This is a genomic window from Burkholderia sp. Bp8992 (assembly GCF_003853705.1).
GTDB lineage: Bacteria > Pseudomonadota > Gammaproteobacteria > Burkholderiales > Burkholderiaceae > Burkholderia.
Genome location: NZ_QTQI01000031.1, coordinates 12,166 through 35,591, shown reverse-complemented (window position 1 = coordinate 35,591; position 23,426 = coordinate 12,166). Strand labels below are relative to the sequence as shown.

The window sequence follows — 23,426 nt, the reverse complement described above, 5'->3', positions numbered from 1 at the left end:
TGATCGGGGGGCCGCTGCTCGGGGGCGCGGCCGGACGGGTTTCGACAGGCCCCATTAAGCTGCGTCGACGTATCTGCGATGTGTCCGGCCAGCCGCCCGTGTGCAATGTTGTGTGTCGTCGCGGCGGCGCGATACATTGGGATACAAACGCGTGCCTGCCTTGCGGTATAACAGCGGACATCGCCTGCCCGAACCACGACACCGACCACGACTCATGGACAAGATCGACCACGTGCTGATCGTCGACGACGATCGCGCGATTCGCGAACTGATCGCGGACTACCTGGAAAAGAACGGCATGCGCGTGTCGCTGGCCGCGAACGGTCGCGAGATGCGCAACGCGCTGGACGACGGCGCGCCCGACCTGATCGTGCTCGACCTGATGATGCCGGGCGAGGACGGCCTCACGCTGTGCCGCGACCTGCGCGCCGGCAAGTTTCGTACGGTGCCCGTGCTGATGCTGACCGCGCGCGGCGAGGAAACCGACCGCATCATCGGCCTCGAGATGGGCGCCGACGACTACCTGGCCAAGCCGTTCGCGGTGCGCGAGCTGCTCGCGCGGATCCGCTCGGTGCTGCGCCGCGCGCGCATGCTGCCGCCCGGCATGCAGGTGACGGAAACGGCCGGGATGCTCGCGTTCGGCGAATGGCGGCTCGACACGACGGGGCGCCACCTGCTCGATACCGAAGGCACGCTGGTCGCGCTGAGCGGCGCCGAATACCGGCTGCTGCGCGTGTTCCTCGACAATCCCCAGCGCGTGCTGACGCGCGACCAGCTGCTCAACCTCACGCAGGGGCGCCAGTCCGACCCGTTCGACCGCTCGATCGACCTGCTCGTGAGCCGGCTGCGCCAGCGCCTGCGCGACGGCGCGCGCGAACCGCGCTACATCAAGACGCTGCGCAACGAGGGCTACGTGTTCTCGTCGGCCGTGACCGCCGTCGACGGTACGCCATGAGCGTGCGCATGCCGTGGCACTGGCCGCGTTCGCTGTTCGCGCGGCTCGCGCTGATCCTGTGCGTGGGCCTCGCGCTCGCGCAGACGCTGTCGTTCTGGCTCACCGTGACCGAGCGCGACCAGGCGACCACCAATCTGATGATGGGCTACATCGAGCGCGAGGTCGCGAGTTCGGTCGCGCTGCTCGATCATCTGCCGCCGGCCGAGCGCGCCGCGTGGCTGCCGCGTCTCGCGCGGCGCAGCTATACGTTCATCCTCGGGCCCGGCGAGACCGGCACGCCGCCGGAAGCGCGGCTGTCGGCACGCGTCGAGCGCTCGATCTCGGACGGCATCGGCGGCGACTACCCGCTGACCGCGAACGCGATCCCCGGCGACCGCGAGCATCTGCAGGTGCATTTGCGCCTGACCGACGGGTCGCCGCTGACGATCGACATCCATCCGATGTCGACGGTGCCGCTGTCGGGCTGGCTGCCGGCCGTGCTCGTGGTCCAGCTCGCGGTGCTGGCCGCATGCTGCTGGCTCGCGGTGCGGCTCGCGACGCGGCCGCTCAAGCAGCTCGCGCAGGCCGCCGATGCGCTCGGCCCCGACCTGAAGGGCGAGCGGCTGAACGAAGGCGGGCCGTCGGAAGTCGCGCGTGCCGCGCGGGCGTTCAACGCGATGCAGGACCGTATCGCGCAGTACATGGCCGAACGCATGCAGATCCTCGCATCGATCTCGCACGACCTGCAGACGCCGATCACGCGGATGCGGCTGCGCGTCGACGTGATGGACGACGACACGCAGGGCGCGAAGCTGCGCCAGGACCTGCTCGAGATGGAGCATCTGGTGAAGGAGGGCGTCGCGTACGCGCGGACGCTGCACGGCACCGAGGAAGCCGCGCGCCGCATCGATCTCGACGCGCTGCTCGACAGCATCGTGTGCGACTACATGGACGCGGGGCAGGACGTCGCGCTGCACAGCCGTGCGCCGCTCGCGCTCGTCACGCGGCCGAAGGCGCTGCGCCGCATCGTCGGCAACCTCGTCGACAACGCGCTGAAGTTCGCGGGTGCGGCCGAGATCGACGTGCGGGCCGCGCCGGACGGCGGCGCGGTGATTGCCGTGCTCGACCGCGGGCCCGGCATTCCGGCCGATCAGCTCGACGCCGTGTTCGAGCCGTTCCGGCGCGTGGAGACGTCGCGCAACCGCGATACGGGCGGCACGGGGCTGGGCCTGGCGATCGCGAAGCAGCTCGCGCTCGCGATGGGCGGCACGCTGACGCTGAACAACCGGCCCGACGGCGGCGGGCTGGAGGCGAGGCTCACGCTGAGGAGCGCGGGGTGACGCGACGCGCGGGGGGGCGGTTGCACGGCTTCAGGTTCATGCCGACGTGCAAGCCGAACCTGAAGCGCGCGATGTCACACGCGCTGCAGATGCGCGTCGACGAGCGGCGCGAGCGCTTGCGCATGCACGGCCGCGAGATCGTGCCGGCCGCCCGGTACGACATGCAACTGCGCATCGGGCAGCCGTTCGAGCAGGCGCCGGCCGGCCGCGACGGGGCTGATCGGATCGTCGTCGCCCCACAGCAGCAGCGTCGGCTGCGCGATGCGGCCGATCTCGTGCGAGAAGTCCGCGCGGAACGTCAGGAACCAGTCGGGCAACTGCGGGTTCGCTTCGGCGAAACCGGCCCGCCAGTCCTGCGCACCGAGCGTTGCCATGTCGAGGCCGCCGGACGTGACCGTCAGCACGAGGTGCGTGACGAGCCCGGGTTTGTCGAGCGCCGCGCGCATCGCGATCACGCCGCCCATCGATTGGGCGATCACGGCGGTCGGCCGGTCGATTTTATCGAGGACCTCACGCACGAGGCTGTCGAAATCGTCGACAGCCGGATCGCGCGGCGTGTCGCCGAAACCCGGATAGGCGACGATCCGCCGCTCGGCCGGATGCGTCAGCAGGTTGGCCAGCGGCTGCCAGAAGGCGGTGCTGCCCGATGCGCCGGGCAGGAAGAGCAGTTGCGACGGAACGGGCATGGCGAGTCGGTTCTCCTTCGAAAGAAGCGAAGCGGGGCGGTCGGGCGGCGCGAGTATCAGCACCGGCCGGTGCGTAGCGCGACGGTCCAGTCGTCGCGCCCGCGCGAAGCCGCGGTGACGGCGGCCGTGTGCCAGTCGTATTCGACCGCATGGAATTCGACGTTCCAGCCGCCCGCCGTGCGCGACACCATCGCGTAGCGCGCATGCGGCGAGCCCGTCTCGATCCGGTGCGGATGCGGGAGGTCGTCCGCGTACGCCTGCAGCCCGACGCTGCCGGGATTGACGATCAAGCGGCCGTCGTCGAGCTTCGCGGTGCGCGGCACGTGCGTGTGGCCGCACAGGATCAGCGATGCCGCCTCGTCGCCTGCGCGCTGCGCGACTTCGGCGGGCGTTGCCGCGCGGCAGCCGTCGGGCGTGACCGTTTCGAGGAAGTAGACGAGATCGCTGTCCGGCGTGCCGTGCACCATCAATACGTCGTCGTCGAGCATCATGCGTTCGGGCAGCGCGGCGATCCACGCGCGGTGGTCGTCGCGCAGCGTGTCGTGCGCCCAGCGATCGGACAGCCGCATCGCTTCGCGATCGTGGGTGAGCAACTGGCGTTCGTGATTGCCCTTGACCGTCGGCAAGTCGAGCGCGATCAGGCGGTCGGCCGTTTCGGCCGGATGGAGCGCGCCCGATACGATGTCGCCGAGATTGACGATCACGTCGGCGCCGCGGCGACGGACGTCGTCGAGCACCGCGTCGAGCGCGGCGAGGTTTCCGTGGATGTCGGAAAGCGCGGCGATTTTCATGGCGGAGCGTCGATGAGGGGAACGGCGATTGTCGCCAATTCGGCACGGGTCGTCCAATCGCTTCACGGCATCGGCGCGCGATGCCGCGTACGGCGCGTCAGTCGGTCGCGAGCCGTGCGTACATCGCGAAATCGCCCGGCGTGCCGCGCACCATCCTGTAGGCGCGCAACAGGCCCTCGTAGCGGTAGTCGCACTTCTGCAGCACACGCGCGGAGCCCGCGTTGCTGGTCAGCACGACGGCCTGCATGCGCATGAAGCCGCCGTTCGCGAGCGCCCACGCGGTGACGGCTTCGCACACCGCGCTCGCGATGCCGCGCCCCCAGTGCGACGGCGCGAGGTCGTACGCAATTTCCGCCGAGCGGTTCACGGTGGATACCGTGTGCAGCCCGATCGTGCCAGCGAGCGCGCCCGATGCGGTATCGACGATCGCGAGGCGCCGGATCGAATCCGGGTCGGCCGATTCGATGTTGTCGAACAGCGGCAGCAGATCGTCGGGCGTGCGCAGGTTCCAGCTCGTGTGACGGAAGACGTCGGGGTTCGTCAGGTACGCGTACCACGCGTCGAGGTCGGCGCGTTCGAGTTGCCGGAGCGACAGGCCGGGGAAGCCGGAGCGGGGCGGTGCGGCAATTTTCATCGGAACCTGCTCCTACGCTGCATGACGCCGGTACAGCGCCAGCGAACCGGCGAGCGCGAGCAGCATCGCGCCGCACGTGCGCTCGAGCCACAGCGCACCCGAGCGCTTCAGCAGCCGCACCGCGCGTGCGCCGAGCAGCGCGTAGCCGAACATCACCGCGCCGTCGAGCAGCGCGAACGTGACGGCGAGCGCGACGTACTGCGGCGCGAGCGGCGCGGACGGATCGAGGAACTGCGGCAGGAACGCGGAGAAGAACAGATAGCCCTTCGGGTTCGTCACCGCCGTGAGGAAACTCTTCGCGAAGATCGACGCATTGCGTTCGGTTGCCGTGCCGTTTTGCGCGGCGGCGACATCGAGCGAACCCTTCGACATCAGCAGCCGGATGCCGACATACGCGAGGTAAGCGGCGCCGAGCCACTTCACCACCGAGAACCAGAACGCGGACGCCATCAGCAGCGCGCCGAGGCCGAGCGCGACCGCGACGATCAGCACGAAGTCGGACAGCATCGCGCCCGCGAAACCGTAGGCCGCGCGGCGCACGCCGTAGCGCGAGCCGTTGGTCAGCGCGAGCAGCACGGTCGGGCCGGGTGTCGCGATGCCGACGAACGCGACGGCGGCAAAGATCAGCAAGGTCGTTTCATGCATGACGGCGCTCCCGGCGGAAGGTGTGCGCTCGATTATCGGGTGCGCCGGCCCGCGCTGTACAGGCGCGGCAGCCATCAACTTCCGCCGTGCGCCGACTATCTCGATTTTGGCAAAAAACTGTTGTCGTTATTCCACTGTGGAATAGAACCGGTTCCATCTACCATGGCGGCCGCAGCGGGCATGCCCGCCGCGTCGTCGCGCGCGGACGCCGCCGGCCTCGCACCGCCGGCGGATGTCGGCGCCCGCGCGCGCTACTCGCAACAGCAAGCCAGAACAACGGGTTCACCGCCCGGAGACATACAACCATGAACAAGCAACTGATCGCAGCGCCGCTGCTGCTCTCGCTCGCCGGTATCGCCGCTGCGCAAAGCTCCGTCACGCTGTACGGCATCGTCGACGCGGGCGTGACCTATCGCAGCAACGAACGGGTCGGCTCGGCGGGCGCGTACACCGGCCATTCGAACGTCGGGCTCACGACCGGCAACCTGTCCGGCAGCCGCTGGGGCATCAAGGGTTCCGAGGATCTCGGCGGCGGGATGCGCGCGCTGTTCGTGCTCGAGAACGGCTTCGACATCACGAACGGCACGTCGGGCCAGGGCGGCCGCCAGTTCGGCCGCCAGGCGTTCGTCGGCGTCGGCAGCGACCGCTACGGCACGGTCACGCTCGGCCGCCAGTACACGTCGCTCGACGACTTCGTGAGCCCGGTCGGGCCGTCGTCGTTCATCGGCGGCTTCGGCGCGCACCCCGGCGACATCGACGATCTCGACCAGACCGCGCGCGTCGACAGCTCGATCAAGTACACGAGCGCGAACTACTCGGGCTTCACGTTCGGCGCGCTGTACGGCTTCGGCGGCCAGCCGGGCAGCATGAAGCAGCGCAACACGTGGAGCGTCGGCGCGGCGTACGCGGCGGGCCCGCTGCGCGTCGGCGTCGGCTACGAGCGCTCGGACAACAGCAAGACGGGCGCGACCGACCCGACGGCCGGCAAGTGGCGGAGCACCGACGACGGTCTCTTCAACTCGTCGATCAACGAAGGCTATGCGAGCGCGCAATCGCAGCAGGTGATCGCGACGGGCGCGACGTACGACTTCGGCCCGGCCGTCGTCGGCGTGAACTACAGCAACGTGCAGTACCGCAGCGGCGGCCAGTCGCTGTTCAGCGGTCATGCGACATTCAACGTCGCGGGCGTGTTCACGCGCTGGAACGTGCAGCCGCAGACCCAGCTGTTCGCGGGCTACAGCTACACGCGCGGCAGCGATGTCGATGGCGTCGACGACCGCGCGCAGTATCACAACGTCACGCTCGGCGCGGTGTACGACCTGTCGAAGCGCACCAGCGTGTACCTGCTCGGCGCGTACCAGCATGCATCGGGCATGACGCTCGACGCGCTCGGCCGGCCGGTGGCTGCGACTGCGTCGGTGTCCGACAAGGCGAACGGCCACTCGTCCGACTCGCGCTCGCAGGCGATCGTCAGCCTCGGGCTGCGCCAGAAGTTCTGACGCAGCGGTCGTTGTAGCCGCAACGGGGCGCGCGGTCGATGCGGGCCTCGATGCATGCTCCTATACTGCCGTCTCCCTTTCACAGGAGACGACATGACCCGAACGCTTTCCGCGCGCTGCCTGTGTGGCGCCGTGACCGTCACGCTGCATGGCGAACCGGCGGCGCGCGCGAACTGCCATTGCGCGACGTGCCGCGATTTCTACGGCACGCCGATGCTGTCCGCAACCGCATGGCCGCCGGAGCAGGTGAGCATCGACGGCAGCCACGCGACGTTCCCGCATCCGGAGAAGTCGATGTCGCGCACGTGGTGCGCGTCGTGCGGCGAGATCGTGTTCGGGACGAACCGGCTCGACATGCGTGTCGTGCCGAACAGCCTGGCCGCGCGAGCACACGGCGGGCAACTGCCCGGCGACCTGCAGCCGACGATGCACCTGTTCTACCGGCAACGCGTGATCGACGTCGTCGACGCGCTGCCGAAATACGTCGACGGCTGGGATGGCCCGACGCTCGACCCGGCGACCTGAACGATCGCTGCCGCGTTCCTCTTTTCCTGCCGTTTATCCGGTGCGCCGAATCGCGAAAAAGCGATTGCGCCGGATATTATTTTTTCCCTTTCATTTCAATTTCGATTTGTAATCATTGAAGCGATTTCCGGGGAATGAAAATGCAATGCGGGCATGTCAGAAAAAATGACGTATCCGCATTGGGCGCCCGGAAGAAAATGCCGGGAAAGGCGCCGAAATCGCGCGGCCGGCATGCCGTTGCGGCGTGGTTTCGCGGGTTTGACCTTCGTTGACGAAAAAGCACCGGACGGCAAATGGCGCGGAGTGAATAATTCGGGATGCCGGCGAATACGGTTTTGCCGGAATCACCAATATTTCATGCGCCGCGATTTACAGTGTCGACCATTGATCGTCTGGGAGCATTATTCATGTCAATGAAACAAATTCGCGCGGCGTTGCTGGGAATGTGCATGGCGATGCTGGCGCCGGCGAGTCACGCACAGGTGCAGTACTCGACGGACTGGCTCGCGAACACGTACGGCACGCTGGTCTCGCACGTCGGCAACGGCGCGCGCTCGATGTGGGTCGCGCCCGAGGGCGTGATCTACACGGCGTCGCGCTGGGACGAGAACGCGGGCGGCGTCGCGATCTACCAGAACGGCCAGCCGCTCGGCACGATCGGCATCCACGACGAATTCCAGGGCGGGGCGATCACCGGCAATTCGACGTCGCTGTTCGTCGCGCTCGGCTACAACCGCACGTTCGGCAGCGGCTCGGTGGGCCGCTACAACCGAAGCTCGAACCAGCGCGACCTGCGCATCCCGGTCAGCACGTGGACGGGCATCCAGTACGCGGACGTGATCACGGGCCTCGCGACAGGCGGCAACCTGCTGTACGTGAGCGACTTCTACGGCAACCGCGTGCGCGTCTATACGACCGATGGCGTATGGCAGCGCGACATCGGCGTATCGGGACCGGGCGCGCTGGCGCTCGATGCGGCCGGCAACCTGTGGGTCGCGCGCAAGAGCGCGGGCGTCGTCGCGCAGTTCAGCGCGACCGGCGCCGCGATGAGCACGATCCAGATGGCGGCCGGCGCACGGCCGGCGTCGCTGTACTTCGATGCGTCGCTGGGCCGGCTGATGGTGGGCGACGAAGGGCCCGACATGAACATCAAGGTCTACAGCGGGCTGCTCGGCCTGCCGGTCCAGGTCGGCACGTTCGGTGTGCAGGGCGGCTATCTCGACACGACGACGGGCATCAAGGGGCAGGTCGGCGACAAGCGCTTCACGCGCGTCGCCGCGCTCGGCAAGGATTCGGCCGGCAACCTGTACGTGCTGAACAACGCGTGGGGCGGCGGCTGGGATCTCGGCCGCAACGGCAGCACCGACCTCCATTCGTACAGCCCGACGGGCGCGCTGCAGTGGAAGCTGCAGGCGCTGAACTTCGAGGGGATCGCCGCGCCCGATCCGGTCACGGACGGTACGTTGTTCTACAGCGGCAACAACGTGTATACGGGCTCGGCGGGCGGCACGTTCGTCGCGAACACGGTCGACCCGTTCACCTATCCGAAGGACCCGCGCCTCGACATGAACGACTATCAGCGCGGCCAGCATTTCGGCCAGCTCGTGAACGTCGGCGGCAACCGGATCCTCGTCGCGTCGGGCCAGAACCCGGGCAACTTCAACTTCTATTACTTCAACGCCGCGAGCGGCTACATCGCGATCCCGGCCGGGTCTCTGCCGGGCAAGCCGTTCAACACGACGCTGCAGGTCACGGCCGGTTTCGACATCGACGGCAACGGCGACGTGTGGGCCGGGCTGAACGGATCGAACGTGATCGCGCGCTACCCGATGACGGGCTTCGACGCGACCGGCAAGCCGTCGTGGGGCAAGCCGACGACGACGCCCGTGCCGACCGGCGTCGCGCCCGTCACGCGCATCATCTACCAGGCCGACAGCGACACGATGATTCTCGCGCAGGGTCTCGCGGGCAATTGGGACTGGACGGCGATGAACGGGCACATCGAGGTCTATCACGGCTGGAAGAACGGCAACACGAGCGCGCCGAACCCGGTGATCAACCTGACGAGCGCGAACCCGAAATCGATCGCGGCGGCCGGTCACTACCTGTTCGTCGGCTACGTGCACACGGTGCCGAACATCGACGTGTTCGACCTGAACACCGGTGCGCTCGTCACGACGCTGACGAACTCGAACACGTCGGCGATGGACGTCGGCAACGACGTCGACTCGATGTACGGCGTGCGGGCCTACCTGCGCTCGACCGGCGAGTACGTGATCACGAAGGACAACTACAACGGATCGAGCATCGTCGTGTACCGCTGGCGTCCGTGACCGGCCCGGCCGATCGTCAGGGCGCGCCGAGCACGCGGCCGTTCACGCTGCGCCCGTACATCGAGTCGGGCGAATCGTGGAACTTCGCGCGTGTGTCCTGCACGGAGCCCGTGAAGCGCGGGTCCTGCGGGCGTTCGTGGCTGTCCATGAACGTCGCGACGTCCCACGCTTCCTGATCGGTCAGCGTGCCGCCGAGCCCGAGCGGCATGTTGGCCTTGATGAAGCCGGCCGCGTTGCGGATGTCGCCCATCCCCGCGCCCCAGTTGAACGAGCGCGTGCCCCACAGTGCCGGGAACACCGGCTTGCCGCCGCTCGACTGGCCCTGGCCGTCCGCGCCGTGACACAGCGCGCAGTGCTGCGTGTAGACGGCCGCGCCGCGTGCGTAGTCGGCCTTCTGCGCGGGCGGCGGCAATTTCGGGAATCCCTGGCCCGGCAGCTTCGTGCCCACCGGCGCGCCCTTCGCAAGCCAGTACGAATACGTCTCGAGCGCGACGAGGATCGGGTCGCCGGCCGGCGGCGCCTTGCCGTTCATGCTGTACCGGAAGCAGCCCTGCAGGCGTTCGGAGAACGTGTTCACGTGGCCGTTCTTGGCGCGGTACGCCGGATACAGCAGGTACGCGGCCCACATCGGGCTCGAATCGGGCCGGCGGCCGGCGTCGAGGTGGCAGCTCGCGCAGGTCAGCTTGTTGCCGACGTACTTGCCCGCGAACTCGGGCGTGTGCAGGAAGATCTGCTCGCCGAGCCTGACGGTCTTGCCGAAGTCGTCGGCCGGGATCGCCGATTCGGGCGGCGGCGTGAACGGCCTGGCTGCCGGCACGGCGACGGCGGGCGGTATTGCGGCGGCGGAAGCGGCCGTCGGTGCGTCCTGCGGTGTCGCCGCGCACGCGAGCGCGGGCAACCAGGCTGCGCCGAGCAGCGTCGCGCGGGCGTGGCGGATCAGCGTCGTGCGGTCGATCATCGCTTGTCTCCTTGGGCGGCGCCGCTGCGCGCATAGTAGGCGGCCACTGCGTCGATGTCGGCGTCGGACAGCTTGCCGGCGATCACCGGCATCAATCCCATCGGCCCGGGCGGCCGCGTGCCGTGTTTCCAGCCGTTCAACTGGCCGGCGACATACGCGGCCGGCTGGCCCGCGAGCGGCGGAAACGCGGTGCCCACGCCGAGGCCGCCGGCGCCGTGGCATTGCGCGCACGCGGGCAGGCCCTGCGACCAGCGCCCGCGCGTCGCGAGCCACGCGCCGGTACTCGCCGGATCGATCGATGCATCGTCGGGCGTGAAGACGCCGGCCGGCGCGGGCAGGCTCGCGAAATACGCGGAGACTGCATCGCGCTCGTGCGGCGACAGCAGTTTCGAGAGCGGCTGCATGACCGGGTTCTGGCGGCTGCCGTCCGCGAACGCGGCGAGCTGCGCGGACAGGTACGCGGCATTCGTGCCCGCGAGGCGCGGGAAGCCGGCCGCCGCGTTGCCTTCGCCCTGGCCGCCGTGGCAGCCGATGCAGGCGGCGACGCCCGTCGACGTGCCCTGTGTCGCGATTGTCTTGCCGGACGCGGCGTCCTCCGCGTGTGCATTCCCGGCCAGCAGCGCGGCCGCGGCGAGCAGCAGCGGCGCGAACCGGCGTCGCGATGGTTCGCGCCGTGTTTCGACCGTATCGTTCACGTGTCCCCCTCCTTGTTGTATGTAGCGTGCGCGCCGGGCGGCGGCGAGGCCGTCAGCCTGCGGCGGGCCCGTCCTGCCCCGGTGCGAGGCGCGGTGTCGGCTGGTTCGCATCATATCGGCCGAAGCCGTAGCGCGCGAAGATCCGGAACGCTTCCGGCGACCGGATGAACGCGAGCCATGCGCGCGCGGCTTCCGGGTGCGGCGCGTCCTTCGCCATCGCACCTGCGTAGATCGCCGTCGTATTCTGCTCGGCCGGAATGTCGACGTGCATCAACGGATGCCCGGCCTGTTCCTGGAACGCGGCTTCGGATTGCCACAGCACGCCCGCGTCCGCGCGCCCCTGCATCAGGAACAGCGCGGTTTCCCGATGATGGATGTGCGTGAGTTCGGTCGTGCCGGCGTGCACCTTGTCGTCATAGACGGTGCGGGCGAGCGTGTCGCCGCCGGCCTTCACGAGCGACGCGCGGATCTGCCGCGCGACGCCTTCGAATGCGGGGTTCGGCATCGCGAGCTTCACGTCGGCCCGCGCGAGATCGTTCAGCGACGCGATGCGCTTCGGATTGCCGGCGCGCACCATGATCGTCAGCTGGTTCGTCACGTACGGCACGGCCGGGCCCGCGAGCGTGCCGTCCGCGATCAGGCCGTTGATCTTGCCGAGCCCCGCGAAATACGCGTCGGGCTTGACCGTCCACGTCATGTTGCCGACGGTGATCGTGCCGCCTGCCTGAATCTGCTTCACGAGCAGGCCGGGCGGGATCGTTTCCCAGTAGATGCGGCCGCGGTACTCGGGATGGTCTTCCTCGAACTTCGCGACGAGCGGCGCCATCGCGAAGAAGTAGTTGCCGCCGACGTACAGGACGAGCTTCGGCGCGGTGAGGTCGCCATGGAAATCGGCGAGCACGTCGACTTGCGGCACCGTGAATTCGAGGCCGCGATGGATCGCATCGTTGTTGCGGCCGTCCTGCCAGGGCGGAAAGAAGGTTGCGTCGGTGGTGGAAGGCGCGGCGAGCGCGAGCGCCGACATTCCGCACAGCCCGGCGGTCAGCGCGGCCAGTGCGGCCAGTGCGGCCCGCAGCGTATACGTGCGGCGGCGCGAAGGCGATTGCAATGGCGGTTTCGTGCGGATCGTTGTCATCACGGGTCTCATTTCGCGTACGTGAAACCGGCCTGCTGCAGCTCGGGTAGCGTGCCGACTGCACCCGGCGTGACGATTGCCGACGGGATCACGTGGTTGGTCAGGTCGGCCGCCAGTGCGTCGAGCGGCAGCTTGTCGGGGTTTGCGTTCGCGCCGTCGAGCCGTTCCGCGAGTTCCCAGATCGCGTTGTGGCACGACAGGAACACGACGCCGCGCTGCTGCAGCGCGGCGAGGCTGTTGTCGTGCGACGAGAATGCGCCGTCGGGTGCTTCGTGGTCCTGCGCGCCTTTCGATTGCGCGGGCCTTGCGTCGAGCAGCGTGTTGGTCGGGAACGCGGCGCCGGCGAGCTTTGCGAGGCCGTATTTGTCCCACGCAACCTCGTCGAACAGCGCGAGATGCGCGCTGCCGTGCGTGGCCGAAACGACGAGAAAATCCGGGTGACCGTACGACCAGATCTGCGCGTTCAGCGAATTGCGCATCAGGTTCAGCCACGGGCCGCCAAGGTCGGTGTTGTCCCACACCTGCTTCGGACCGCCGCGATAGCCGATCACTTCGGCAAGCGCCGCGTGATCCCACTGGTCGGGGCGTTCGAGAATCATCGGCACCGTCTTGAAGTCGCGCCGTCGCGGGGTGGCCGCGAGGCGGCGCGTGAGGTCGGCGAGGTGCGCGGCGCCGCCGGGCAGCAGCGCACCGGTTTCGGGGGCAGCAGCGTGCGCGTGACGCGCAGCGGCGAGCAATGCGGTGCCGGCCGCGAGGCCGAGTGTCTTGAGCGCGCCTCGGCGCGCCTGCCGGTCGGACATGGATATCTCCCGGAATCGTTTTTGTGGAGGCGTGCCGCGTTGCCGTGCGGCGGCGCGGCGTCACTGTCGCGTAGCCAGTCTAGAGGCGCGCAATCGATACCGGAAATCGCGATATCGGATGGGAGATATTCGGGGGGACGATGATTGCGCAGGAGGCGGGCGCCGCCGCGTTGTGCGGCGGCGTGACGGCGGTGCGGGATGCGCGGCCGACGAATGCTGCTTGCCGGCTTCGGCCGAGCCGGTGCGTCAGAACGACACCGTCGTCGTCAGCGTGACGAGCCGCGGCTCGCCGACCGCGACGATCAGGTTGTTGTTGCTCGACGGGTAGTAGGTCTTGTCGAGCAGGTTCTTCACATTGAGCTGGAAGCGCGTCGGGAACTTGCCGATCGTCGTTTCGTACGCCGCGAACGCGTCGACGGTCACGTAGCCGGGCAGCGTGAAGCTGTTCGCGGTGTCGCCGGCGCGTGCGCCGACCACGCGCGCGCCGCCGCCGAAGCGCCAGCGGCCGGGCAGGTTCGCGATGGCCGTGTCGTACACGGCGAACAGGCTGCCCGTGTGCCGCGCGACGTTGACGAGCGGCGTGTTGCTGTCGCGATCGGTCGCGTTCGTATACGCATAGCTGCCGATCACGCTCAGGTGGCGCGTGATCTGCCCCGCCACGTCGAGCTCGATCCCGCGCGAGCGCGCGGTGCCGATCGTCGACGTGAGGTCGCCGACCGTGATCGCGACGTTGCGCTTGTCGATCTGGTACACCGCGAGCGTGCCGGTGATCGCGGGCTTCAGGCTGAACTTCAGCCCGGCCTCGAGCACGCGGCCGTATTCCGGCGCGAGCGGTGCGGCGACGTTCGATGCGACGTTCGGCTTGAACGAGCGGCTCACGTTCGCGTAGGCGGTCAGTGCCGGAGTGAGCGCATACGCGAGTCCGAACTGCGGCAGCCAGACGCTGCCGCGCGAGCGGTCGGCAAATACGAACGGCCGCCCCATTCCCGATTCCTGCTGCCAGTTTTCCCAGCGCAGCCCGCCCACTGCGGTGAGGCGATCGGTGATCTTCACCGAGTCCTGCACGATCGTCGAGTAAGCATGCACGACCGAGCGCGAATCGCTTTGCTTCGCGTTCGGCGTACCGCCCGCCGCGAGCAGCCCGTATACGGGATCGTAGAGATCGAAGCCCGTCGTCGCCTTGCCGCGGATGGTGTCGCCGCGGAAGCTGCGCTGCCGCTCGTATTCGCCACCGACGTAGATCGCGTGGTTCATCCCCGCGAGCGTCACGTTGCCGAGCAGGCCGAGCGTCGCGATCTGGTCGGAGTCGTTGCGTCCGAGGTTCGCATCGGACGAGCGCGTCAGCGCGCCGGTCCTGCTGTTGAATGCGGTGGCGCGAGTGATGAACTGGTCGTAGCGGTCGCGGCCCCAACCGTAGGTCGCGCGGACGCGCCAGGCATCGGAGACGCGGTGCTCGATGCGCGTGCGCAGCGTTTCCTGGATGCCGCCGCTTTGCGACCACGCTTCCTCGTAGCGGCGATAGCGCAGCGCATCGTCGAGCTGGCCGTTCACGAGCACGGTGCCGCGGTCGAACGGCATCGTGTAGTCGACGTACTGGTAGCTGACGTCGATCGACGTGTTCGCGTCGTGCCACGACAGCGCGGGCGCGATCAGCGCATGGCGTTCGCGGCCGAAGCTGCGCCAGTAGCGGCTCGTGTCGTATTCGCCGGTCAGCCGGAACGCGAGCGTGCCGCCCGCGACCTGGCCGCGCTTGCCGAGCGGGCCGGTGAGATCGAACTGCGCGCTGCTGCCGCCGTGGCTCGTGCGCGACGCGGAGACCGAGCCGCCGAACGTGTCTTCCGGCTTGCGTGTGACGAGATTGATCACGCCGCCGGGATCCTGCATCCCGTACAGCAGCGAGGCCGGGCCCTTCAATACTTCGACGCGGTCGATCGTCGCGAGATAGCTGTGCAGCACCGGCGTGCGTACGCCGTCGACGAGCACCGAGCCGTCGTTGTTCGAGCCGAAGCCGCGCTTGATGAACGCGTCGCGCGTGCCGCCGAGCGTATTCGTCTGCGTGACGCCGCTGATGTTGCCGAGCACGTCGTCGAGCGAGCGTGCCTGCTGGTCCTGCAGCACGCTGCTGCTGACCACTGCGACCGATTGCGGAATCTCCTTCAGCGAACGGTCGTCACCGCCCGCGATGCCGGTGGTGCGCGGCTGATAGCCGACTGTCGGCTCGACGGCCGACGATGCGTTGACGCTGATCGCGGGGAGTTCCTGTCCGGCGGGTGTCGCGGGAGTCGAGGCGGGCGTGGCGGGTTCGGTATCGGCCGCATGCGCGCCGCTCGCGACGCACAGGGTGATCAGGGCAGGCAGGCTCGTGCGCCACGGACACAGGGTCCGGGCGCGGCGGGGCGTTCGACGGGATGGCATGAATCGAGGCAGGAGGAGTACTAAGGATCGTGTCGCGGGCCGCAGCGTTTTGTTGCAGTCAGGTGGCGCATGATATATGTAATGAGAATCATTTGCAATTGTAATGACCTGTCCGGCTGCGCGCGGCCATTGGTTGCCGGGCCGTCGGCCGTCTGCTACCGTAGCGGCCAAAATCAGACGCAGTGAAAACCAATGAGAGAGCCGGGGGCCGCACCATGTCATCTTCCTGTCACGTCGCGTTCCGCGCGGCGCCACGCACCGCGCACGACCATGCGGGCGATGAAGTGATCGCAGCCGTATTCCGCCATTCGAACGATTAGAGCAACGGAAGCGAATTCGGCCTGCACGAGCGCCGGGCTTCAATCACTTCAACCACCACGCTAGACGGGAGACCATCATGAAAAAGATTTCCGCGCCGTTCGCGGCGGCCGCGCTTGCGGCCTGCACGCTGCTGGCAGGGATTCACCAGTCCGCTTGTGCGGCGTCGGACGCCGAGCCCGCGATCGACGCGCACTACGGCGCCGTGATCGAGGCCTATACGCAGGACATGGCCGCCGCGAAGACGAAATACGACGGCAAGCGCCTCGTATTCGTCGGCGCCGTGATCCGGATGGGCGGCGACCCGGGCGGCACGTACTTCGGCGCGCTGACGGCCGACGGCGAGCAGTTCGATACGCATTTCGACGTGGACGACCAGGCAGCGCTGAAGCCGAAATTCCCCGGCGGGGAGATCAAGCCGTTCGTCACGTCGGCGGCGTTCCGGTTCAGCTGCGTGAACGAGGGCTACATCGATGCGCCCGTGTTGCCGGGGTTGAAGCTGGCGCACTGCCGTCTCGCCAACTGATCGACTGCGATTGCGATTGCGACCGCACGCTGCCGCGGCCGCATCGCAGCGGCGCAACCCCGCCGCCGCGCGTCACGCGCGCGGGCCTTCGGCTTCCAGCCGCCGCACGGCTTCCGCGACTTCGTTCCTGAAGCGCACGAGCGCAGCCTGTTCCGGCGCCGGCGGCTGCACGGCGGCCCACAGCATGTCGATCAGCTGCGCGGCCGTCGTTTCCGTATCGAGCTTGCGGTGCCCGAGGATCGCATCCCACAGCACGTGCTCGATCGGCCCGAACACCATCGAGCGCAGCAGGCTCAGCGGCAGGTCCGCACGCACCTGCCCGGCTGCCTGGCCGCGCGCGAGCACGTCCATCAGCGGCGCCGTGTAGCGGCGCTGCAGCGCGGTGAGCTCGTTGCTCAGCGCATGCTGCTTCGCGCGGCCTTCCGACAGCACCAGCGCGCACAGCCCCGTGCCGTTCACGAGCATCAGCCGCAGGTGGGTGCGCACGATGAACGCGAACTGCTGCTGCACCGACGCATCCTGCGGCATCCCGTGCTCGAACGCGGCGATGATTTCGTCGTACCAGTCCGCGATCACGCGTGCACACAGCTCGCGCTTGCCGCGGAAGTAGCTGAACACGGTCGCCTCCGACACGCCCACGCGCTGCGCGATCTCGGCGGCCGTCGCATGCTCGTAACCCTTTTCAGCGAACACTTCACGACCGGCGCGCAGGATGTCCTGCACGCGCTGCTGGGACTTGCGCCCGGCGGGGGCGCGCGGCGCGTCGGCGCGGTCGGCTTTGACGGTGTCGGTCATGGTGTCGGCGGTAGCGGCTGTCATGTTCGCATGATATCTGAGTGGCACTCAAAAAACTATTGACGCCGAACCCGACGAGGCGCGAAACTGTGCAAAATTTACGCTGTATTTGTCAATGAATCGGTGCATTCATTTGATTTGAGCGAAACTCAGAAATCAGTGAGTGCGACACACTTTCTGGAGACGGAGGAGACATGATCAACCTGCCCGGCGTGCAATTCATGCTCGGTGAAGACATCGAGATGCTGCGCGACGCCGTCGCGACGTTTGCGGCGAAGGAAATCACGCCGCGCGCGGCGGAGGTCGACCGCACCGACCAGTTTCCGATGGATCTGTGGAAGAAGTTCGGCGATCTCGGCGTGCTCGGCATGACGGTCGCCGAGGAATACGGCGGCGCGAACATGGGCTACACCGCGCACATGGTCGCGATGGAGGAGATCTCGCGCGCATCGGCGTCGATCGGCCTGTCGTACGGCGCGCACTCGAACCTGTGCGTGAACCAGATCCACCGCAACGGCACCGAAGCGCAAAAGCAGAAATACCTGCCGAAGCTCGTGTCGGGCGAACACATCGGCGCGCTCGCGATGAGCGAGCCGAACGCCGGGTCCGACGTCGTCAGCATGAAGCTGCGCGCCGACAAGCGCGGCGATCGCTACGTGCTGAACGGCACGAAGATGTGGATCACCAACGGCCCCGATTGCGACACGCTCGTCGTCTACGCGAAGACCGACATCGAAGCCAATTCGCGCGGCATCACCGCGTTCATCGTCGAGAAGGGGATGAAGGGCTTCTCGGTCGCGCAGAAGCTCGACAAGCTCGGCATGCGCGGCTCGCACACGGGCGAGCTGGTGTTCCAGGACGTCGAGGTGCCGGAAGAGAACATCCTCGGCCAGCTGAACGGCGGCGTGAAGGTGCTGATGAGCGGCCTCGACTACGAGCGCGCGGTGCTGTCGGGCGGCCCGACGGGCATCATGGCCGCGTGCCTCGACGCCGTGGTGCCGTATATCCACGACCGCAAGCAGTTCGGCCAGTCGATCGGCGAATTCCAGCTGATCCAGGGCAAGGTCGCCGACATGTACACCACGTTCCAGGCATGCCGTGCCTACCTGTACGCGGTCGGCCGCCATCTCGACTCGGCTGGCAGCGACCACATCCGCCAGGTGCGCAAGGACTGCGCGGGCGTGATCCTCTACACGGCCGAGAAGGCGACGTGGATGGCCGGCGAGGCGATCCAGATCCTCGGCGGCAACGGCTACATCAACGAATACCCGGTCGGCCGGCTGTGGCGCGATGCGAAGCTGTACGAGATCGGCGCCGGCACGAGCGAGATCCGCCGGATGCTGATCGGCCGCGAGCTGTTCGCGGAAACGATGTAACGCCCCACGTCACGCGAACGGAGCCCCGTCGATGCCGATCATCGAATCGAAACTGAACCCGCGTTCGGAAGACTTCCGCACGAATGCCGCGGCGCTCGAGGCGGTCGTCGCCGACCTGCGCGCGAAGATCGAACAGCTTGCCCAGGGCGGCGGCCAGGCCGCGCGCGACAAGCACCTGTCGCGCGGCAAGCTGCTGCCGCGCGACCGCATCGCACAACTGCTCGATCCGGGCGCGCCGTTCCTGGAGTTCTCGCAGCTCGCGGCGAACGGCATGTACAACGACGATGCGCCGGGCGCGGGCGTCATCACCGGGATCGGCCGCATCGCCGGCCGCGAATGCGTGATCGTGTGCAACGACGCGACGGTCAAGGGCGGCACCTACTACCCGGTCACCGTGAAGAAGCACGTGCGCGCGCAGGAAATCGCCGCGGAAAACCGGCTGCCGTGCGTGTACCTCGTCGATTCGGGCGGCGCGAACCTGCCGAACCAGGACGACGTGTTTCCCGATCGCGACCATTTCGGCCGCATCTTCTTCAACCAGGCGACGATGTCCGCGGCGGGGATCGCACAGATCGCCGTCGTGATGGGCTCGTGCACGGCCGGCGGCGCGTACGTGCCGGCGATGAGCGACGAGTCGATCATCGTGAAGGACCAGGGCACGATTTTCCTCGGCGGCCCGCCGCTCGTGAAGGCCGCGACCGGCGAGGAAGTGAGCGCCGAGGATCTCGGCGGCGGCGACGTGCACACGCGCCTGTCGGGCGTGGCCGACCATCTCGCGCAGAACGACGCGCACGCGCTGTCGATCGCCCGCAACATCGTCAGTCACCTCGCGCCGAAGATCGCGTCGCCGGTCGCGCTGCGCGAGCCGAAGCCGCCGCGCTACGACGCGAAGAGCCTGTACGGCGTGATTCCCGTCGACACGCGCAAGCCGTTCGACGTGCGCGAGGTGATCGCGCGCATCGTCGACGATTCGGAGTTCGACGAATTCAAGGCACGCTTCGGCACGACGCTCGTCACGGGCTTCGCGCACATCTGGGGCCATCCGGTCGGGATCGTCGCGAACAACGGCATCCTGTTCTCGGAATCGGCCGTGAAGGGCGCGCATTTCATCGAGCTGTGCTGCCAGCGCAAGATCCCGCTCGTGTTCCTGCAGAACATCACGGGCTTCATGGTCGGGCGCAAGTACGAAAACGAAGGCATCGCGCGGCACGGCGCGAAGATGGTGACGGCCGTGTCGAACGCGAAGGTGCCGAAGTTCACGGTGATCATCGGCGGCTCGTTCGGCGCCGGCAACTACGGGATGTGCGGCCGCGCGTTCGGCCCGCGGTTCCTGTGGATGTGGCCGAACGCGCGCATCTCGGTGATGGGCGGCGAGCAGGCCGCGTCGGTGCTCGCGACGGTGCGTCGCGACGGCATCGAGGCGAAGGGCGGTTCGTGGTCGACCGACGAAGAGGAAGCGTTCAAGCAGCCGATCCGCGACCAGTACGAGCGCCAGGGCCATCCGTATTACGCGAGCGCGCGGCTGTGGGACGACGGCGTGATCGATCCCGCGCAGACGCGCGACGTGCTCGGCCTCGGCCTGGCCGCATCGATGAACGCGCCGATCGACGATACGCGCTTCGGCGTGTTCCGCATGTAACGCCCGGGAGGACCGAGATGCGATACGAAACGATCAAGGTAAGCGAAGCCGGCCGCGTGGCGACCGTCACGCTCGCACGCCCCGACGTGCGCAACGCGTTCAACGAGACGACGATCGCCGAGCTGACCACCGCGTTCGAATGGCTCGATGCGCACGAAGGCGTGCGCGCGATCGTGCTCGCGGCGGAAGGCGCCGCGTTCTGCGCGGGTGCGGACCTGAACTGGATGAAGAAGATGGCCGGTTACTCGGACGACGAGAACCGTGCCGATGCGCGCAAGCTCGCGCGGATGCTCGAGGCGATCCATCGCTGCGGCAAGCCGGTGATCGCGCGCGTGCATGGCGACGCGTATGCGGGCGGCGTGGGCCTGGTGGCTGCGGCCGATATCGCGATTGCCGCCGACGGCGTGAAGTTCTGCCTGTCGGAAGCGCGGCTCGGGTTGATTCCCGCGACGATTGCGCCGTACGTCGTGCGCGCGATGGGCGAGCGCGCGGCGCGGCGCTACTTCACGACGGCCGAGGTGTTCGACAGCGCGCGTGCCGCATCGCTCGGCTTCATCCACGATGCGGTGCCGGCCGATGCGCTCGACGAAACGGTCGCGAAGCTGGCGGCGACGCTCGTCGCGAACGGTCCCGACGCGGTGAAGGCGTGCAAGCGGCTCGTCGCCGACGTGGCCGGCCGCGCGCTGGACGCGACGCTGATCGAGCAGACCGCCGGCTGGATCGCGAAGACCCGCGCCGGCGCGGAAGCGCGCGAAGGGATCGCGTCCTTCCTCGAAAAGCGCACGCCGTCGTGGCGTGAATGATCGCGTGACCCCCACTCTCCGGACGACATCGAAGCCATGTTCGACAAGATTCTGATCGCCAACCGCGGCGAAATCGCGTGCCGTGTCGCCGCGACGTGCAAACGTCTCGGGATCGCGAGCGTCGCCGTCTATTCCGACGCGGACGCGAACGCGAAACACGTGGCCGCCTGCGACGAAGCCGTGCACATCGGCGGCTCGGCCGCGGCAGACAGCTACCTGCGCATCGAGCGCATCATCGAGGCCGCGCGCACGACCGGCGCCCAGGCGATCCATCCCGGCTACGGCTTTCTATCGGAGAACGAAGATTTCGCGCATGCGTGCGAAGCGGCCGGCATCGTGTTCATCGGGCCGCCGGTCGATGCGATCGCGGCGATGGGATCGAAGGCCGCCGCGAAGGCGCTGATGCATGCGGCCGCGGTGCCGCTCGTGCCCGGCTATCACGGCGACGACCAGGACGCCGGCAACCTGCATCGCGAAGCCGATGAAATCGGCTATCCGGTGCTGCTGAAGGCGAGCGCGGGCGGCGGCGGCAAGGGGATGCGCGTGGTCGAGCGCTCCGGCGATTTCCCGGCGGCGCTCGCATCGTGCCAGCGCGAAGCCGCGAGCAGCTTCGGCAACGACCGCGTGCTGATCGAGAAGTACCTGACGCGCCCGCGCCACGTCGAAGTGCAGGTGTTCGGCGACACGCACGGCAACACCGTGTACCTGTTCGACCGCGACTGCTCGGTGCAGCGCCGTCACCAGAAGGTGCTGGAGGAAGCGCCGGCGCCGGGCCTGCACGACGACGTGCGCCAGGCGATGGGCGAAGCGGCCGTCGCGGCCGCGCGCGCGGTGGGCTACGTCGGCGCGGGCACCGTCGAATTCATCATGACGGGCGACGCGTTCTACTTCATGGAAATGAACACGCGCCTGCAGGTCGAGCATCCGGTCACCGAGATGGTCACGGGGCTCGATCTCGTCGAATGGCAACTGCGCGTCGCGTCCGGCGAACCGCTGCCGCTGAAGCAGGACGAGCTGCGCGTGCAGGGCCATGCGCTCGAGGCGCGCCTCTATGCGGAAAACCCGGCGCGCGGCTTCCTGCCGTCGACGGGCACGCTGAAGCACCTGCGGCTGCCGGCCGGCGTCGAGTTCTCGATCGGCGCGCCGGTGCGCGTCGACAGCGGCGTGCGCGAAGGCGATGCGATCACGCCGTTCTACGATCCGATGATCGCGAAGCTGATCGTCCACGGTGCGGATCGCGCGGAAGCGCTGGGCCTGATGCTGCGCGCGCTGCGCGCATGCGAGGTGGTCGGCCTGCATACGAACGCCGCGTTCCTGCAGCGGATCGTCGCGTGCGAACCGTTCGCGACGGCCGATCTCGACACGGGGCTGATCGAGCGCAACCACGATGCGCTGTTCGCGCCGCAACAGCCGCCGCGCGCGACGCTTGCGCTTGCGTGTGCGGCGCTGCTCGCGCGCGAACGCGGCGCCGCTGAGGAGCCATCGCCGTGGGGCGCATTGCCGGACTGGCGGCTGAACGGCGGTTATCGCCGCACGCTCGCATGGCATGCGGCCGATCGCGACGCGGACGTGACGGTCACGTATGAGGACGATGGCGCCGGTGTGCGTATCGCGACCGGCGGCGAAACCGCGCAACCGTTCGCATGGACGAGCGGCGCCACGCCGCTCGATTTCGACGTGACGCTCGGCGGCGTGCGCAGCAGCGGCCGCGTCTATGCGGACGGCGACACGTTCCACGTGTTCACGCAGGGCGCGGCCGAGACGTTCGAATGGCGCAACCTGCTCGCGCATGCGGGCGATGCGGAGCAGGGCGGCGGACGCTTGACCGCGCCGATGCCGGGCAAGGTGATCGCGGTGCTGGTCGAGCCGGGCCAGAAGGTCGAGGCCGGCACGCCCTTGATCGTGATGGAAGCGATGAAGATGGAGCACACGATCGGCGCGCCGAGCGCGGGCGTCGTCGCGGAAGTGCTGTACGGCGTCGGCGACCAGGTCGCGGATGGCGCGCAGTTGCTGATGATGGCGGAAGGCTGAGCGCGGCCTTCTCGCTGTGAACGGGCCGGCTGCCTTGGCTGCCGGCCCAAAAAAACGCGTCGCGATTCCCCGCGCGACCGCTGTCGAATCAGGCCGGCTTCGATCGTATCGACATGCCGAAGCAGTGCGAATCTTTCGATCGCATTACATCATCCGCCACATCCACGCCCCCGCATGTCACCGCTCGTGCGCACATCGCGCTACGCTGTCCCGCGACACCATCGTGTAACAAGTCGAACTTAGCATCTCGCCGTCGATATGACCGGTGCGCACCCGCGCCTGTGTCACGTCATCACCCCCACGGAGAATCGTTATGCGAAAGTCGGCCCTGCGGCCTTTCGCGGTCGTTGGCCTGATCGCGCTGACAGCACTCCTCGGCGCCTGCAACGACGACCTGACTGCACCCGCCGCGCCCGTCGCGCAGCAGAAGGCCGCGTGCGGCGGCGCCGTCGTCGCCACCGCGCAGATGCACTGCCCGCCGGGTTTCACTGCACCGGCATCCTCGCCCGCTTCCTGATACCGGCCGTTTCCACCAGAAATCCAATCAA

The 23,426-nt window shown here is 68.1% G+C and carries 21 protein-coding genes; 11 read left to right on the top strand and 10 right to left on the bottom strand.

Annotation, left to right across the window (positions count from 1 at the left end; genetic code table 11):
- Positions 1 to 214 precede the first annotated feature (214 nt).
- Both DIE03_RS32415 and DIE03_RS32410 read left to right on the top strand, forming a co-directional pair.
- Entirely contained in the window at positions 215 to 955 is a 741-nt protein-coding gene (locus DIE03_RS32415; RefSeq protein WP_124456249.1) for a response regulator, read from the top strand.
- Entirely contained in the window at positions 952 to 2,274 is a 1,323-nt protein-coding gene (locus tag DIE03_RS32410; RefSeq protein ID WP_124456248.1) for an ATP-binding protein, read from the top strand. The genes DIE03_RS32415 and DIE03_RS32410 overlap by 4 nt, the downstream gene beginning before the upstream one ends.
- A gap of 74 nt (positions 2,275 to 2,348) precedes the next feature.
- On the opposite strand, the gene DIE03_RS32405 is transcribed toward DIE03_RS32410, so the two are convergent.
- The 4 genes from DIE03_RS32405 to DIE03_RS32390 all read right to left on the bottom strand — a co-directional run bounded on the left by DIE03_RS32405 (position 2,349) and on the right by DIE03_RS32390 (position 5,030).
- Positions 2,349 to 2,960, bottom strand: coding sequence for an alpha/beta fold hydrolase (locus tag DIE03_RS32405; RefSeq protein WP_124456247.1), 612 nt, complete (start codon positions 2,958 to 2,960; stop codon positions 2,349 to 2,351).
- Between the two features lie 56 nt (positions 2,961 to 3,016).
- Positions 3,017 to 3,751 (bottom strand): metallophosphoesterase, encoded by a 735-nt coding sequence (locus DIE03_RS32400; protein WP_124456246.1) that lies wholly within the window; start codon positions 3,749 to 3,751, stop codon positions 3,017 to 3,019.
- Positions 3,752 to 3,848: 97 nt separating this feature from the next.
- Positions 3,849 to 4,385 carry a GNAT family N-acetyltransferase gene (locus tag DIE03_RS32395; RefSeq protein WP_124456245.1) on the bottom strand — a complete coding sequence of 179 codons (537 nt, stop codon included), beginning with the start codon at positions 4,383 to 4,385 and terminating at the stop codon, positions 3,849 to 3,851.
- A gap of 12 nt (positions 4,386 to 4,397) precedes the next feature.
- A complete protein-coding gene (locus DIE03_RS32390) occupies positions 4,398 to 5,030 on the bottom strand; it encodes a LysE family translocator (RefSeq protein ID WP_124456244.1) in 633 nt (210 codons plus the stop codon).
- 305 nt (positions 5,031 to 5,335) lie between these two features.
- Here DIE03_RS32390 and DIE03_RS32380 point away from each other — a divergent pair, with 305 nt between their 5' ends.
- The 3 genes from DIE03_RS32380 (at position 5,336) to DIE03_RS32370 (ending at position 9,387) form a co-directional block, all read left to right on the top strand.
- Positions 5,336 to 6,529, top strand: coding sequence for a porin (locus DIE03_RS32380; protein ID WP_124456243.1), 1,194 nt, complete (start codon positions 5,336 to 5,338; stop codon positions 6,527 to 6,529).
- 93 nt (positions 6,530 to 6,622) lie between these two features.
- The gene (locus DIE03_RS32375) at positions 6,623 to 7,054 is read left to right on the top strand and encodes a GFA family protein (protein ID WP_124456242.1); all 432 of its coding nucleotides are present in this window, start codon (positions 6,623 to 6,625) and stop codon (positions 7,052 to 7,054) included.
- 407 nt (positions 7,055 to 7,461) lie between these two features.
- Entirely contained in the window at positions 7,462 to 9,387 is a 1,926-nt protein-coding gene (locus tag DIE03_RS32370; RefSeq protein ID WP_124456241.1) for an SMP-30/gluconolaconase/LRE-like region family protein, read from the top strand.
- Positions 9,388 to 9,403: 16 nt separating this feature from the next.
- Here DIE03_RS32370 and DIE03_RS32365 read toward each other — a convergent pair whose 3' ends face one another.
- The 5 genes from DIE03_RS32365 to DIE03_RS32345 form a co-directional block, all read right to left on the bottom strand.
- Positions 9,404 to 10,345, bottom strand: coding sequence for a c-type cytochrome (locus tag DIE03_RS32365; RefSeq protein ID WP_124456240.1), 942 nt, complete (start codon positions 10,343 to 10,345; stop codon positions 9,404 to 9,406).
- On the bottom strand, positions 10,342 to 11,040 hold the full coding sequence (locus DIE03_RS32360) for a c-type cytochrome (protein WP_124456239.1): 699 nt from the start codon (positions 11,038 to 11,040) through the stop codon (positions 10,342 to 10,344). The genes DIE03_RS32365 and DIE03_RS32360 overlap by 4 nt, the downstream gene beginning before the upstream one ends.
- A 52-nt stretch (positions 11,041 to 11,092) precedes the next feature.
- Positions 11,093 to 12,175: an extracellular solute-binding protein gene (locus DIE03_RS32355; protein ID WP_124456238.1), complete on the bottom strand. Its 1,083-nt coding sequence runs from the start codon at positions 12,173 to 12,175 to the stop codon at positions 11,093 to 11,095.
- Between the two features lie 8 nt (positions 12,176 to 12,183).
- Positions 12,184 to 12,975: a transcriptional initiation protein Tat gene (locus tag DIE03_RS32350; protein WP_124456237.1), complete on the bottom strand. Its 792-nt coding sequence runs from the start codon at positions 12,973 to 12,975 to the stop codon at positions 12,184 to 12,186.
- 246 nt (positions 12,976 to 13,221) lie between these two features.
- Positions 13,222 to 15,390 carry a TonB-dependent siderophore receptor gene (locus DIE03_RS32345; RefSeq protein WP_124456236.1) on the bottom strand — a complete coding sequence of 723 codons (2,169 nt, stop codon included), beginning with the start codon at positions 15,388 to 15,390 and terminating at the stop codon, positions 13,222 to 13,224.
- A gap of 397 nt (positions 15,391 to 15,787) precedes the next feature.
- Here DIE03_RS32345 and DIE03_RS32340 point away from each other — a divergent pair, with 397 nt between their 5' ends.
- Entirely contained in the window at positions 15,788 to 16,234 is a 447-nt protein-coding gene (locus DIE03_RS32340; protein WP_124456235.1) for a hypothetical protein, read from the top strand.
- Between the two features lie 72 nt (positions 16,235 to 16,306).
- Here DIE03_RS32340 and DIE03_RS32335 read toward each other — a convergent pair whose 3' ends face one another.
- Positions 16,307 to 17,053 carry a TetR/AcrR family transcriptional regulator gene (locus tag DIE03_RS32335; RefSeq protein WP_124456234.1) on the bottom strand — a complete coding sequence of 249 codons (747 nt, stop codon included), beginning with the start codon at positions 17,051 to 17,053 and terminating at the stop codon, positions 16,307 to 16,309.
- 170 nt (positions 17,054 to 17,223) lie between these two features.
- On the opposite strand from DIE03_RS32335, the gene DIE03_RS32330 reads away from it, so the two are divergent.
- The 5 genes from DIE03_RS32330 (at position 17,224) to DIE03_RS32310 (ending at position 23,395) form a co-directional block, all read left to right on the top strand.
- Positions 17,224 to 18,405 (top strand): isovaleryl-CoA dehydrogenase, encoded by a 1,182-nt coding sequence (locus tag DIE03_RS32330; protein ID WP_069749126.1) that lies wholly within the window; start codon positions 17,224 to 17,226, stop codon positions 18,403 to 18,405.
- 31 nt (positions 18,406 to 18,436) lie between these two features.
- On the top strand, positions 18,437 to 20,044 hold the full coding sequence (locus tag DIE03_RS32325) for a carboxyl transferase domain-containing protein (RefSeq protein ID WP_124456233.1): 1,608 nt from the start codon (positions 18,437 to 18,439) through the stop codon (positions 20,042 to 20,044).
- A gap of 17 nt (positions 20,045 to 20,061) precedes the next feature.
- The gene (locus DIE03_RS32320; protein ID WP_124456232.1) at positions 20,062 to 20,847 is read left to right on the top strand and encodes an enoyl-CoA hydratase/isomerase family protein; all 786 of its coding nucleotides are present in this window, start codon (positions 20,062 to 20,064) and stop codon (positions 20,845 to 20,847) included.
- A 36-nt stretch (positions 20,848 to 20,883) separates the two neighbouring features.
- Positions 20,884 to 22,878 (top strand): acetyl/propionyl/methylcrotonyl-CoA carboxylase subunit alpha, encoded by a 1,995-nt coding sequence (locus tag DIE03_RS32315; RefSeq protein WP_124456231.1) that lies wholly within the window; start codon positions 20,884 to 20,886, stop codon positions 22,876 to 22,878.
- A gap of 313 nt (positions 22,879 to 23,191) precedes the next feature.
- Positions 23,192 to 23,395 carry a hypothetical protein gene (locus DIE03_RS32310; protein ID WP_034190574.1) on the top strand — a complete coding sequence of 68 codons (204 nt, stop codon included), beginning with the start codon at positions 23,192 to 23,194 and terminating at the stop codon, positions 23,393 to 23,395.
- Positions 23,396 to 23,426: the final 31 nt, after the last annotated feature.

Bases quoted from the DNA above. Each gene is read 5' to 3' on its own strand.
- DIE03_RS32415 (WP_124456249.1), top strand. From the start codon at position 215: ATGGACAAGATCGACCACGTGCTGATCGTCGACGACGATCGCGCGATT.
- DIE03_RS32410 (WP_124456248.1), top strand. From the start codon at position 952: ATGAGCGTGCGCATGCCGTGGCACTGGCCGCGTTCGCTGTTCGCGCGG.
- DIE03_RS32405 (WP_124456247.1), bottom strand. From the start codon at position 2,960: ATGCCCGTTCCGTCGCAACTGCTCTTCCTGCCCGGCGCATCGGGCAGC.
- DIE03_RS32400 (WP_124456246.1), bottom strand. From the start codon at position 3,751: ATGAAAATCGCCGCGCTTTCCGACATCCACGGAAACCTCGCCGCGCTC.
- DIE03_RS32395 (WP_124456245.1), bottom strand. From the start codon at position 4,385: ATGAAAATTGCCGCACCGCCCCGCTCCGGCTTCCCCGGCCTGTCGCTC.
- DIE03_RS32390 (WP_124456244.1), bottom strand. From the start codon at position 5,030: ATGCATGAAACGACCTTGCTGATCTTTGCCGCCGTCGCGTTCGTCGGC.
- DIE03_RS32380 (WP_124456243.1), top strand. From the start codon at position 5,336: ATGAACAAGCAACTGATCGCAGCGCCGCTGCTGCTCTCGCTCGCCGGT.
- DIE03_RS32375 (WP_124456242.1), top strand. From the start codon at position 6,623: ATGACCCGAACGCTTTCCGCGCGCTGCCTGTGTGGCGCCGTGACCGTC.
- DIE03_RS32370 (WP_124456241.1), top strand. From the start codon at position 7,462: ATGTCAATGAAACAAATTCGCGCGGCGTTGCTGGGAATGTGCATGGCG.
- DIE03_RS32365 (WP_124456240.1), bottom strand. From the start codon at position 10,345: ATGATCGACCGCACGACGCTGATCCGCCACGCCCGCGCGACGCTGCTC.
- DIE03_RS32355 (WP_124456238.1), bottom strand. From the start codon at position 12,175: ATGACAACGATCCGCACGAAACCGCCATTGCAATCGCCTTCGCGCCGC.
- DIE03_RS32350 (WP_124456237.1), bottom strand. From the start codon at position 12,975: ATGTCCGACCGGCAGGCGCGCCGAGGCGCGCTCAAGACACTCGGCCTC.
- DIE03_RS32345 (WP_124456236.1), bottom strand. From the start codon at position 15,390: ATGCCATCCCGTCGAACGCCCCGCCGCGCCCGGACCCTGTGTCCGTGG.
- DIE03_RS32340 (WP_124456235.1), top strand. From the start codon at position 15,788: ATGAAAAAGATTTCCGCGCCGTTCGCGGCGGCCGCGCTTGCGGCCTGC.
- DIE03_RS32335 (WP_124456234.1), bottom strand. From the start codon at position 17,053: ATGACAGCCGCTACCGCCGACACCATGACCGACACCGTCAAAGCCGAC.
- DIE03_RS32330 (WP_069749126.1), top strand. From the start codon at position 17,224: ATGATCAACCTGCCCGGCGTGCAATTCATGCTCGGTGAAGACATCGAG.
- DIE03_RS32325 (WP_124456233.1), top strand. From the start codon at position 18,437: ATGCCGATCATCGAATCGAAACTGAACCCGCGTTCGGAAGACTTCCGC.
- DIE03_RS32320 (WP_124456232.1), top strand. From the start codon at position 20,062: ATGCGATACGAAACGATCAAGGTAAGCGAAGCCGGCCGCGTGGCGACC.
- DIE03_RS32315 (WP_124456231.1), top strand. From the start codon at position 20,884: ATGTTCGACAAGATTCTGATCGCCAACCGCGGCGAAATCGCGTGCCGT.
- DIE03_RS32310 (WP_034190574.1), top strand. From the start codon at position 23,192: ATGCGAAAGTCGGCCCTGCGGCCTTTCGCGGTCGTTGGCCTGATCGCG.